Below are 12,828 nucleotides of genomic sequence, written 5' to 3' on the forward strand. Positions count from 1 at the left end.
CACTAAGGAAATTTCGATGGCGTAGTGTCATCTGCAGAAACGGAGATTTTTTGCATGGCGCGATAGCACCCCTGGCAAAGCCACAGCGCGGCCGAATAAAGAAATCCACGTTGGGGCGGAATAAGGCCGTCGCGCAGTACGTTATTTCCTTTCGTAGCAAGCAAGGAAGATCGCTTGAAAACCATAGGTGCGTATTGAATGTCACTCATCAGACGAATGAAGAAGTTGACCAAGTCGGCGTTGCCCGATTTGATATTCCTTAGTCTCCTACATAGGAAGTACGTCGGCCGTTTTCCTAACCTGCTGCGGCCAGCAACGTTCAACGAAAAAATCCTGCAGCGAAGCCTGAAACCCGATCCGCGTTATGTATCGCTCACTGACAAGCTGGCCGTTCGAAACTACGTCAGCGGCAAACTGCCATCAAAACATTTAGTCCCGTTGATCTGCGCACCCGTCGCGTTCACGCAGGCGATTTTCGACTCGTTACCCGGTTCGTTCGTGATGAAGGCGAATCATGGCAGCAGCTTCGTTGAAGTCGTCAGGGACAAGTCGCAAACCTCCTTCGAGAAACTACGGCAGCTCGCCGGGCAGTGGTTGCAAACTGACTTCTACCAGGTTTCAAGGGAGCGGCATTACAGCGGCATAAAACCGCAAATCTTCTTCGAGCAACTCCTTCTCGACACGCGCGGCAAGGTTCCAGCCGACTACAAAGTGCACTGTTTCAGAAGGAATGGTGAGCGCCCCGTCATGTACATCTCGGTCATCTCGGATCGATTCGGACTTTCCACGCGGGGCGATATCTTCGATGCGCAGTGGAACCGGCTTGATTTCGTGATCGGCTACTATCCCCGCAGCGAGCAACCGCCGCCTGCGCCGCCGAATCTCGCGGCAATACTCGACACCGCATCGACGTTGTCCGAAGGCTTCGATTACGTTCGCGTCGACCTGTATGCACCGAGCGACGAAATTTATTTCGGCGAGCTAACCTTCACGCCCGGAGCCGGTGTGTTGCCTTTCGTTCCAGACCAGATCGATTACGAGTGGGGGCGGCTCTTGCAGGGTTATTAGATGGCGCGCCCCGGTACATGCGTATGACATCCGCTCTCGAACGCCGCACGTCCTGCTTCAGCGAATTTCCCTCGCCACGTTCTGCAACTGCGTGAACGCCCGGAATCTGGCCTCATGCAAGGACGCGAGCTCTCCCGCCGCTGGCTCGTAGGTCGTGCTGATCTGCGACATGCTTCTCATCGCTGAACGCACATCCGCAAACTGGCCTCCCGCCACGCCTCCGAGAATAGCCGCGCCCAGCAGTACGGGTTCGTCCGCCTCCGTGGCGAGCACAGGCTTGCCGGTTGTATCGGCGAGGAGTTGCCGGACCAGGTCGAGCCGCCCCGCGCCGCCGCTGATCATGATCCGCTCGATCGGCGCACCGGCCGCGGCCTGCACTTCGATGATCTGGCGAAGGCCATATCCAATGCTGCAAATCCCCGCTATGTACAACGCGATCAGGCTGTCCAGATCGTTGTCCATGCCGAGTCCCGCGATCACGGCTCTCGCGTGCGGATCGGCAAAGGGAGCACGATTTCCCAGGAACTCGGGAACGATATGCAACCCCTTCGCCAGCTTCGCCGCCGCCGACAAACTTTCCGATGCCGTCACCGCCAGCCCCGCCAACATGACCGGCAGCGATTGCCCGGCCTGCTCCGCGCGATGCCGTGCATCGGGCGTTGCGGGGTGCATCGACACTAATTGTTCTATGGCCGCTCCAGCCACCGACTGGCCGCCTTCGTTGAGCCAAGTATCGGGCACCATCGCTGAAAAATACGGGCCCCACACGCCGGGCACGAAGACCGGCTCGCGGGTCGTGGTCATGGTGCAGGACGACGTACCAAACACGTAGGCGAGGCAAGACTCGGGTTCACCTTCGGCGCCGACGGTGCCAATGCCACCCGCGTGCGCATCGATCACACCGGTCGCGACCGGCGTTCCCGTGCGCAGTCCGAGTTCCGCTGCGGCTGCCGCCGTCAGCCCGCTTCCCAGCGGCGTTCCCGGATCGACCACCGTTTTGCCAATCCGCACGAACGCTTCGTCGGCCAGCGCGCCGAGACCTACGGCCTGGAAATACTTTTCATCCCAGCGCCGCTCGTGCGCGAGGTAAGTCCATTTGCACGTGACCGTGCAAGTGGATCTCGACAGATCGCCGGTCGCACGCCAGGTCAGGAAATCGGTCAGATCGAAGAACTGCCACGCCGCCGCGAAGATGTGCGGCCGGTTCTCGAGCAGCCACAACAGCTTCGGCGTCTCCATTTCCGGCGAGATCTTTCCGCCAACGTACTTCAGCACGTCGTGACCGCCGGCGTTGATGCGCTGCGCCTGATCCACGGCACGGTGATCCATCCACACGATAATGTCGCGCTCTGCCTGCTCCGATGGTCCCACGGGCAGCGGCCGGCCGCCTTCTCCCAGCACGACGAGCGAACAGGTGGCGTCGAAGCCGATGCCGGCGATCTCATCGGCCGATATTGCCGACTGCGATAACGCCGCTTTCACGGAGCTGCAGACAGCCTGCCAGATCTCGCTGCTCGACTGCTCGACGATAGAACCACTCGCATGGAACAAGGTGATGTCGTGCTTCGCCGCAGCGACCATGCGCCCGGCAAGATCGAAGATACCGGCGCGGGCGCTGCCCGTACCTACATCCACGCCAATGACATAGCGCGCGTTGCCTGCTGCGCCGGAATTCGCGTTTTCTGAAGTCATAGCTCACGGCCTGTTCTGGGAAGCGTTGCAGATGTTCAGGCGGACGCGAGTCAGCAACGCCCGCGTCCATCACAACTTAGTCGCGCGTCAAAGATCGACGCTGTTCGGAAGGATAACAAGATCGCGGATGGTCACGTTGCGCGGCCGGGTCAGCATGAACAGCACGGCATCGGCGACTTCCCTGGGCTGCATCAGGCTGCCTGAGGCGAGTGCGTCGTCCATCTTGGCTTTTGGCCAGTCATCGAGCAGCGCCGTGACGACCGGTCCCGGCGCCACCGCGCCCACGCGTATGCCATGTTTGGAGAGCTGCCGGCGGATGGTGTGCACGAACGCCTGCACCGCGAACTTGGAGGCCGTGTAAATGGGCTCCCACACGACCGGAACGATGCCCGCAATCGAACTCGTAAAGATGATGTCGCCGGATTTCTGCGCAATCATATGCGGCAGCACCGCGTGAACCGACCGGAACGCGGCGTTGATATTCAGGTTGAGCATGCGATCCCACTCGTCGGGGTCTCCATCCACAACCTCGCCGCCAACGTACGCACCCGCGTTGGCATGGAATACATCGAGGCCGCCCGCACGCTCGAGGATTTGCGGCAACAGCGTGGAGACTTCCGCCGGACGCAGCAGGTCCATCTGCAAAGGCAGCGCGTTCGGCCCGAGTTCTGCGCAAAGTTGCGCAAGCCGGTCGCCCGCGCGATCGACCAGCACGACCTTCGCGCCTTCAGCGAGCAGCACGCGCGCGCATTCCAGACCAATACCCGATGCCGCGCCCGTGATGGCGGCAACTTTTCCCTTCATCATGTCAGCCATTTACTGTCTCCTGGATTGCGTGATTTATTCGAGCCTTAGGCGCGTCCATGCGAAACGCGCGACTGACGTGCGAGCGAATCGACGACGACTGCAATAGCCAGCACCGCGCCGGTGATCATGAAGCGCAGCGAGGACGACAGGTTCAGCAAGGTCAGGCCGCTCGCGATCGACTGGATCACGATAATGCCCAGCACCGCCGAATAAGCGCTGCCGCGGCCGCCGAACAGACTGGTGCCGCCAATCACCGCTGCTGCGATGGCGTTCAGGTTGACGTCGCCGGTGCCGGCCTGCTGGCTGGCCGATGCAAGCCGCGCGGCAGTCAGCACGCCGCCGAGCGCTGCAAGCCCGGCGCACAGTACGAAGGCGCTGGTGTAGATCCGCCCGACGTTGATCCCGGCACGCCGCGCCGCCTCGTGATTGCCGCCGACGGCGTTCATCGAACGGCCCCATTGCGTGCGCTTGAGCGCGTAGTCCATGGCGACCGCGAGGCCGAGGAAGACGCCGAACATCAGCGGCACGCCGCGTCCCTGGTTGAGATAAGCGACCACGATCTCGAGCAGCACGGTGACCACGAGGCTGCGCACGAGCAGACCGCTCATCGACGAAGCCGAGAGATTCGATGCACGCCGGCGCTCGCGCGTGCGCATCCCTATGAACAGGATCACCGCACCCGGCACCAGCGCAAGAAGGTAGGAGATGACAGCGGGAATGATGATCAGTTGCCCCAGGTTCACCATTGCGGAGCCGTAAGGCAGGTTGATCGAGCCGGTGGCGCCGAGCACATACAGTTGCATGCCGAGAATGGCGAGCAGCCCGGCCAGCGTCGCAACGAAGCTCGGCATGCCGAGGCGGTTCAGCAGCAGCGCATAAAGCGCACCGACCAACGCACCCACGACAATCGCCGCCACGATCGCCAGCAGCACCGGCCAGCCGTGATTGACCCAGAGCGTGCCGACGAGCGCAGAAGCGAAGCCGCTCATCGAGCCCACCGATAAATCGATCTGCCCGACCATCAGCACACAGACAATACCGAGCGAGATCACGCCGACCGTCGAGCAATCGAAGAGCAGGTTCACGAGGTTGTCGGCGGAGAGAAAGACCGGGTTCAGGCTCGTGAATACCGTCCAGATGATGATCAGGCCTGCAACAACGGGCAGCGATCCCAGGTCGCCCGAGCGCACCCGGTCGACAAAAGCGCTGAGCGTGCCGCCAACGCCGGTAGCGTGCTTGACGCGGACATCGCTGCGATCGAGCAGCGTGGGCGGCGTCGAGCCGCCTTGCGTTTCGTTAATCATGATCGTTCCTTGGGTTTAAGCGCTTTGCCCGGCCTGCTGCCGGCCGGCGCGCCGTGATACGGCATTTTCGGTCGCGCCCGTGATCGCGGCCACGAGTTCCTGATTCGACGAATCGGGGTAGAACACGCCGTTGTTGCGCCCGAGGCGCAGCACGACGATCCGGTCCGCCACGGCGCGGACATCCTCCATGTTGTGGCTGATCATGATTACGGCATGGCCGCGGTCGCGCACCCGCTCGATCAGGTTCAGCACTTCGGCGGTCTGGGCGACGCCGAGCGCGGCCGTGGGTTCATCGAGCATGATCAGTTTTGGGTCCAGCAGCAGCGACCGCGCAATCGCCACGGTCTGCCGCTGTCCGCCGGAGAGCGACGCAACCACGTCGCGCACGCTGGGGATGCGCGCCGACAGCTCGTTGAGCAGCGTCCAGGCGCGGACTTCCATGGCTACCTCGTCGAGACGCAGCGGGCTCAGTTCGCGTCCGAGATAAATGTTCGCGACGACATCGAGGTTTTCGCACAGCGCGAGATCCTGGAACACCGTCGCGATGCCAAGATCGAGCGCCGCCCCCGGATCTGGCAGCGTGACCGGCTGGCCATCGAAGGTAATGGTGCCGGAGCTTGGTTGATGCACGCCCGCCAGCACTTTCACCAGCGTCGATTTACCGGCGCCGTTGTCGCCGACCAGCGCAACCACTTCGCCTGCGTGTACATCGAGTTCAATGTCGGTCAGCGCGGAAACCGCCCCGAAGTTTTTCGAAACGCCGCGCAGGCTGAGCACCAGCTTGCCGGGTTTGGATCGTGTGGTGAAATTGTCAGTCATGGAACGGGTACCTCGATGTAGGTGGAGGAATCCGGTTCGAGCCGGATCCGTCCTGATACGCGCCGGGTCAGTTCGAGATGCCCAGGGCCTTGCAGCCTTCGGCATAGCGGTCCGTGCACAGATCCTTTGCGCTGACGATGCCTTTGTCGACCACATCGGTTTTGATGTTTTTCGCGGTGACCACGGTCGGCGTGAAGAGCTGCGACGGCGTGTTGAAGAGCGTCGTCTGGGCTTTCGGGGCCTGGCCCGAGAGGAAGCCGACAGCCACTTTCGCCGCCGCCGCCGCGACGATCTCGCTCGGCTTCAGGATCGTGTTGTACTCGTCGCCCGCGACGATCAGTTGCAGGCCCGCAAGCGTCGCGTCGTTGCCGGTTACCGGCGGCACCGGGTTCACGCCGGCCGCCTTGAATGCCGCGACCGCGCCGCCGCCCGTGCCGTCATTGGCGGCGACCACGCCCACGATCTGCGAGCCGAAACGCGTGACCTGGCCGCTGACCCATTGCTGCGCCTTCGGCGGCGCCCAGTCGGGCGTGTCGTACTCGGCCAGCGTCTTGTAGCCGCTGCCCTGCAAGCCGGAATGAATGCCGTTCTTGATCAGTCCGGCAGCTGCGTCAGTGGGCGAGCCGTTGACCTGGAGCACACCGCCTTTGGTGGTCGGCACGCCCTTCTCTTTCAGGTGCGCGACGAGCGACTGGGCGATGGCCCGGCCGATGCCTTCGTTATCGAACGAAACATAGTAGTCGGCCGGCGTCGATGGCACCGGCCGGTCATACGCAATCACCTTGATGCCCTGGCTTTGTGCCAGATGAACCAGTGACGCCGCGGCCGTCGAATCGACCGGATCCAGGACGATGACCTTCGCGCCCTGCGAGATCACCGAATTAAATTGCTGCTGCTGGGTCGCGACGTCGGCATTGGCGTTCTGGTAAAGCACCTTGCAGTTGGGACAAAGCTTGGCCATTTCCGCCTTGAAGCCCGGGAAGTCGTGCTGTTCATAGCGTGTCGATGCCTGGTCCGGCATCAGGAAAGCCACCGTCCCGCTGGGCGCGGCCTGTGCCGCCGTGCTGCACATCAGGCTCAGGCCGAGGCTCAGGGTCAGCGCGCTCGCGCCGATCGTTTTTGTCGAAAGTCGGGTCATCGATTGTCTCCGTTTATTAGAAAAATACCGGCGCGATTGGCGCCGTGAATGCGCTGCGGATAAAACTGATTCCTGCGTGGTTTTCAATCGCCGGATCGAGCTCGTGAAAAATGCCAAAGCGTGAAGACGAGCGGGTCCCTCCCGATGCCTTGTTCAGCATCCGGTTCTTGTCCTGACGAGAATAAAGTTGCTAGCCGACCGCTTCCAGCGCGTGCGTGACCTCAGGCTCTTCGGTCGCGCTGGCCGCATTGAGTTGTTGATACGCGCGCCATCGAGACGGTGACATCTCTTTGAGCATCAGAAATTGCCGGTTGAAGTTCGACATGTTGTTGAAGCCGACCTGATAGCAGATATCGGTAATGCTCAGTTCGCCCGACATCAGCAACTGGCACGCGAGGTTGATGCGCAGCCGGTTCACATACTGGACGAACGGCACGCCTGTATGCCGCCGGAAATAGCGCGAAAAGGCGCTGGCGCTTTGCCCGGCGAGTTCCGCCAGTTCCGTCTCGCGCAGCTCTTGCGACAGGTTCTTGCCAATATACGAAAGCACATGATTGATGCGCGTCTCTGCGTAGTGCGCCGGGTCCGAGCAATATGCGGCGCTCGCCAGTTTCATCGGCTCGGGGCTTTGCACGAGCAAGTCGAGTAAGCCGATGAACAGGTTGACGCGCCGCATGCCCTGGGCACCCAGCATCTCGCGCATGATCGGCTCGGCTGCCGCGCCGGTTTTCGGCGTGAAAAGCACGCCCCAGTTCGCTGCATTGAGCAAGGGCTGCACGCGCCTGAGTTCCGGGAATATCTCGATGCCCCGTTCGACCAGGCCTGCATCGAATTGCAGGATCAGGCAGCGCTCATCCACACGATCCCCGGCGGGCACGTTGCTCACCCAGTTGTGCGGGAGATTGGGCCCGGTCATCACGAGGTTTCCCGGCTCGAACGTGCCGATGTAATCGCCGACAAAGTATTTTCCTGTCGTCGATGTAATCACCTGGATTTCGTATTCGGGATGAAAGTGCCAGCGCACCGTGCGATACGGGTAGCCATGCGACCAGACCTTGAAAGACTCGTCGCGCGGAACGGCCACCAGTTCGAGATCAGGCTGGACGATGTTGCCACGGCGAGCGCCCGTGCGCGCCGCACGGCAATAGCCGCACGTTCCGCATTGGCACGCCGTCGTACTCGGAGTGGTGGGCATCGTCTTCCTCCTGGACCGCTTTTGTTTTTGGACGCTTTTTAGGCGTTTGCACGAAATGCAATTGATCTGCATCGAGCGTCGCCATGCACGAACAATAGTCTTCTGGCGTTGTCAGCACTACCGAAATTGAGACCATCGACTGATACTATTTTGCATTCGGGTAAGCCCGAATGCCCCATGAGGTCAACTTTTGTGCAACGCAATAGCGGGTATCAGGCTGCGTTGTCGAATGTCGTGGACTGGCCAACAGGCGCGAGAGGGGACATTTCGCCGATATCCGCATCCGCCGTTTCCGCCTGAAGAAAATCGATCAGGGTATCGAGCATTCGATGTCGCCGCGTAGGCGCACGGCGCACGACAAAACGCCAGGATGCCGGCCGTGAAACCGCGGGAAAAAGACGCACCAGACGGCCGCTGCGCAATTCCGGGTCGATCAGCGGCGAGCGCCCGAGCGCCAGCCCCGCGCCTCCCACGGCCGCGCCGATCACCTGGCTGAAGCTGCTATACCGGACGATCTTCGTTTCGAAATCGCCGGGCAAGCCGAACTCGGCCGACCAGTTGCGCCAATCGATTTCGGGAGAATTCTCGTGTGCTTCCTGTAGCAGCCGGCAACGGCAAACAGCCGTGGATGCAAACGGATGCAGCTCGGGGCTGCATACAGGAAACACTTCTTCCTGCAGAAGGATGACGTCGTCGGGACGCAAGGCATGTTCGGCCACATGCACGATGGCGAGATCGATCTCATACCGCGAAAAGTCCGGCTCGCCTTCCTGAATGATGGCGTTAAGCGGCGTGTCCAGATAACGCGCGGAAAACTCGGCGAGGCGGCGTGCTAGCCACATCGACGAAAACGGCGCATTCGCGGAAACCGTCAGCATTCGCGCAACGCCCTTGATCTGTGAGCACGCCTCTTCGAGCAGCGATAGCGAACTGCTCACCGCGGGCAACAGACTGGACCCCGCCGCCGTCAGCTGAATCCCGCCAATGCCCGTGCTGCGCTCGAGCAGCCGGGCGCCCAGCGACTCTTCCAGGCTGCGAATCTGATGGCTCACCGCACTGGTCGATACGTTCAGCTCCGCAGCCGCGCGGGCAAAGCCGCCAAGCCGCACCGCTGCCTCGAAGGCGCGCAACGCCGAGATGGGAGGAATATTGGACATCGGGGTATTGTAGGAGATTCAACACCCCTTGAAAAAGCATCTTTTGCATCGCTCTCCGGGCACAGGTAACGTCCTGTACGCATAGCGAAAATGAACTCACCGGAGGCAGGAATGTATTTCGATCGAAAGTTGTGGATGATGATGGCAGGGCTTCGGCTTCGTGTTGCGGGAGCGGTCGCCCTCGGCCTGATCGCCATGGCTTTCGGCGTCCTGCGTTTTGTGTTCCTCGGCCGCGTTCTGGCGCTTGCCTACGCCGGGGCGCCATCGCAGGACATTGCCATGGCCGCGGCCGGCACCGTTGCCTGCATGATCTTGCGGGCGTGGCTCGATCATCGGCGGGTCGTGCTGGCGCAAGGCACGGCCGGAAAGGTTCAGTCGGTGCTGCGCGCGCGGCTGTTCGATCGCATCACCGCGCTTGGACCCGCGTGGTTCGGCGCCGAGCGAACTGGCGGCGTGATGCTCTCGGTCGTGGATGGTGTCGAACAGTTGCAGACCTTCTTCGGCACCTACGTGCCGCAACTCGTCATTGCTGCCTGCGCGCCGTTGGTGATCTTCGTGGTGCTTGCCTGGTGGGACGTGCCGACTGCGGCTGTGCTGCTGATCGCCGCGCTCGCCACGCTCGCGTTGCCCATGCTCGTTCACAACGCCGATAAACACGCGGCCATCGCCCGCGCTGCGGCGTTCAAATCCTTTGGCGAAGAGTTTCTCGATGCGGTGCAAGGCCTGCCGACGCTCAAGGCGTTCGGCCAGAGCGAAGCCTTTGCGCACAAGCTCGCCGGACGTGCACGGGCTCTTTCCGACAGCACTTTCTGGGTACTCGCACTCGGCCTGCTCACTCGCTTCTTCACCGACCTGGGCACTGGCCTGGGAGCCGCCGCCGCTATCGCGCTCGGCGCCTGGCGCGTGAGCCACGGCGAAATGAGCCTGGAAGCGCTGCTGATCATCCTCATGGCGGGAACCGAGATCTTCCGTCCCTTGCGCGATCTGCGTTCCGTGCTGCATCAAGGCATGGTCGGGCAGTCGGCGGCGAACGCCATCCATGCGCTGCTGGAAGCACGCAGCGACGCACCGGCCGCCGGCGCGGCACCGGTTCCGAAGCTTGCTGCCAGCATCGCGTTCGAGAATGTCGGCTTTGCTTATCCGGGCCGTCGCGCCGGTGCGCATGCCGCGCTGAGCTTCGAGATTGCCGCGGGCGAAACGGTCGGGATCGTCGGGCCGAGCGGCGCGGGCAAGTCGACTATCCTGCGTTTGCTGCTGCGCCAGCACGACGCTCAGGCGGGCGCAATCCGCATTGGCGGCCACGACATTCGCGCGCTCGATCCCGAGCAGGTACGCGGCATGATCGCGATCGTCGCCCAGGACACCACGCTTTTCGACGGCACGATCGCCGATAACCTGCGGCTCGGCCGGCACGATGCCAGTGACGCCGACATGATCGCCGCTGCCACCGCCGCCAACATTCACGACTTCATCTCCGCCTTGCCCGACGGCTACGCAACGCGCATAGGAGAACGCGGCGCGACGCTTTCCGGCGGCCAGCGGCAGCGTATCGCCATTGGTCGCGCACTGTTGCGCGATGCGCCCATCCTGGTGCTGGACGAGGCGCTTTCCTCAGTCGATGCCGAGAACGAAGCGGTCATCCAGGAGGCACTCAACCGCCTGATGCGCGGGCGTACCACGTTGATTCTGGCGCACCGCTTGTCGAGTGTGATCGGTGCGGACCGGATTCTCGTGCTGGACCACGGGCGGGTAGTCGAGAGCGGCACGCATGCCGAGCTGATGGCGCGTCCCGGGGCGTATCGCCGGTTGATGGGTCCCCAGGTTTCCGCAACCGCCGAACGCCCGGCCGCGATGCCACGGCCGAGCGCGGTCACCGCCTCGTCGGGACCGCAGACGCGTGCGCTCGCCGAGGACGCCGCCGAGATCGCGTGGAGCGACACGCTGCGCACCCTGTTGCGCTTCGTACGGCCTTGGCGATGGAAGCTCGCGCTGACCGTGCTGTGCGGGATTGGCCGCGTGCTGAGTTTCATCGGCGTTGGTGCGCTCGGCGCGCTCGTGGTTGCGGGCGTTGCTTCGGGACGGCCGGTTCTGGCGCTGACAGTCGGGCTGCTGATCGCGGCTCCGGTTGCAGCGACGCTGCACTGGCTGGAATCCTGGCTCTCGCATGACATGGCTTATCGGCTGCTGGCGGAAATGCGCATTGCGCTGTTCGCAAAGCTCGAGCGCCTCGCGCCCGCATATCTGCTGCGCCGGCGCTCGGGCGACCTCGTCGCGCTCGCAACCCAGGACGTGGAAACGGTCGAGTATTTTTATGCGCACACCGTGGCTCCGGCCTTCGTCGCGGTGCTGATTCCGGCCAGCGTGCTCACGCTGTTGGCGTTCGTGGCGTGGCCGCTCGCGCTGGTGCTGCTGCCCTTTCTGGCGTGCGCAGGCCTGACTCCCGTCTTCGCGCGCAGCAAGATCGACAAGCTTGGCAGCCAGGCCCGCGCCGCGTTGGGACAGCTTGGCGCGCATCTCACGGAGACAATCCAGGGCCTGGCCGAACTCACCGCGTTCCAGGCGACGGACCGGCGCCGCGCTGTCTTTCTCGCCGATGTCGCGGTTTATCAGAAGCAGCGATCAGCCCTGCTGGACGATCTGTCGCATCAAAGCGCGACCCTCGAAATTGCGACCGGTCTTGGCGGTCTTGCCGTGGCCTTGCTGGGCGCTGTGCTGGCTTCGCGGGGATGGTTTGCGCACGAATGGCTGCCGTTGCTCGTGCTGATTGCGGTCGCCGCCTTCATGCCGGTCACCGAAATAGGCCAGGTGGCACGCCAGCTGGCGGATACGATCGCGTCCACGCGTCGCCTGCACGTCGTTGAATCCGAGCCCGAGCCGGTAACCGATGGAAACCTGCCCGTTCCTCCGAACCCGCAAGTGCAGCTCCATGCAGTGAGGTTTGCGTATCCGGGCCGCACAGCGCCCGCGCTGGATCGGGTCAGCATTGCCGTGCGCCCGGGCAGCACCGTGGCGCTGGTCGGATCGTCCGGCGCGGGCAAGTCGACGGTGGCGAACCTGCTGCTCCGCTTTTGGGACCCGCAGCAAGGCACAATTACGCTGGGTGGCATCGACCTGCGGCAATTGCGTCTCGATGATCTGCGCAGTCATATTGCGCTGGTCGCGCAGGACACGTATTTGTTCAACGACACGCTGGAAGCAAACATCCGTCTAGCCGGCCGCGATGTTTCCAATGCCGACGTGCGCCGCGCACTGGATCGGGCAGCGTTGAGCGAATTCGTCGACCGCCTGCCCGATGGTCTTGCAACCCGGGTCGGCGAGCGCGGCGTGCAACTCTCGGGCGGGCAGCGCCAGCGGGTAGCGATCGCTCGCGCGTTCCTGAAGGACTCGCCGATCCTGATCATGGACGAAGCGACCTCGCACCTGGACACCATCAGCGAGCAGCAGATTCGTGCTGCCCTCGATGATCTGATGGCGCATCGCACGTCGATCATCATCGCGCATCGTTTGTCGACTATTCAGAACGCCGACACGATTGTGGTCATGGACGGCGGGAAGGTTGTCGAGGCAGGCAGTCATGCCGAACTTCTGGCCGCGCGCGGCGCGTACGCAAGGCTCGTGGCGCATCAATCCGGCGTGCTGGCTGCGTAG

Annotated in this window: 9 protein-coding genes; 2 read left to right on the plus strand and 7 right to left on the minus strand. The window is 62.8% G+C overall.

The features are described 5' to 3' along the window. Nucleotides 1-198: 198 nt before the first annotated feature. Nucleotides 199-1,068 (plus strand): ATP-grasp fold amidoligase family protein, encoded by an 870-nt coding sequence (locus ASG35_RS11615; protein ID WP_056356696.1) that lies wholly within the window; start codon nucleotides 199-201, stop codon nucleotides 1,066-1,068. A 57-nt stretch (nucleotides 1,069-1,125) separates the two neighbouring features. Here the strand turns inward: ASG35_RS11615 and ASG35_RS11620 are convergent, their stop codons facing one another. The 7 genes from ASG35_RS11620 to ASG35_RS11650 all read right to left on the minus strand — a co-directional run bounded on the left by ASG35_RS11620 (nucleotide 1,126) and on the right by ASG35_RS11650 (nucleotide 9,180). Continuing rightward, nucleotides 1,126-2,760, minus strand: coding sequence for an FGGY-family carbohydrate kinase (locus ASG35_RS11620; protein WP_056356698.1), 1,635 nt, complete (start codon nucleotides 2,758-2,760; stop codon nucleotides 1,126-1,128). Nucleotides 2,761-2,847: 87 nt separating this feature from the next. Then, on the minus strand, nucleotides 2,848-3,576 hold the full coding sequence (locus ASG35_RS11625) for an SDR family oxidoreductase (protein WP_056356701.1): 729 nt from the start codon (nucleotides 3,574-3,576) through the stop codon (nucleotides 2,848-2,850). Between the two features lie 35 nt (nucleotides 3,577-3,611). Beyond that, nucleotides 3,612-4,871, minus strand: coding sequence for a sugar ABC transporter permease (locus ASG35_RS11630; protein WP_056356703.1), 1,260 nt, complete (start codon nucleotides 4,869-4,871; stop codon nucleotides 3,612-3,614). Between the two features lie 15 nt (nucleotides 4,872-4,886). After that, nucleotides 4,887-5,690, minus strand: coding sequence for an ATP-binding cassette domain-containing protein (locus ASG35_RS11635; RefSeq protein WP_056356704.1), 804 nt, complete (start codon nucleotides 5,688-5,690; stop codon nucleotides 4,887-4,889). A 67-nt stretch (nucleotides 5,691-5,757) separates the two neighbouring features. After that, nucleotides 5,758-6,828 (minus strand): ABC transporter substrate-binding protein, encoded by a 1,071-nt coding sequence (locus ASG35_RS11640; protein WP_056356706.1) that lies wholly within the window; start codon nucleotides 6,826-6,828, stop codon nucleotides 5,758-5,760. 190 nt (nucleotides 6,829-7,018) lie between these two features. Continuing rightward, a complete protein-coding gene (locus tag ASG35_RS11645; protein WP_082508329.1) occupies nucleotides 7,019-8,023 on the minus strand; it encodes an AraC family transcriptional regulator in 1,005 nt (334 codons plus the stop codon). A gap of 212 nt (nucleotides 8,024-8,235) precedes the next feature. Further along, the gene (locus ASG35_RS11650; RefSeq protein WP_056356709.1) at nucleotides 8,236-9,180 is read right to left on the minus strand and encodes a LysR family transcriptional regulator; all 945 of its coding nucleotides are present in this window, start codon (nucleotides 9,178-9,180) and stop codon (nucleotides 8,236-8,238) included. 111 nt (nucleotides 9,181-9,291) lie between these two features. Between ASG35_RS11650 and ASG35_RS11655 the strand changes: the two genes are divergently transcribed. Continuing rightward, entirely contained in the window at nucleotides 9,292-12,828 is a 3,537-nt protein-coding gene (locus ASG35_RS11655; RefSeq protein WP_056356711.1) for an ABC transporter ATP-binding protein, read from the plus strand.

It is taken from the genome of Burkholderia sp. Leaf177 (genome assembly GCF_001424345.1).
GTDB lineage: Bacteria > Pseudomonadota > Gammaproteobacteria > Burkholderiales > Burkholderiaceae > Caballeronia.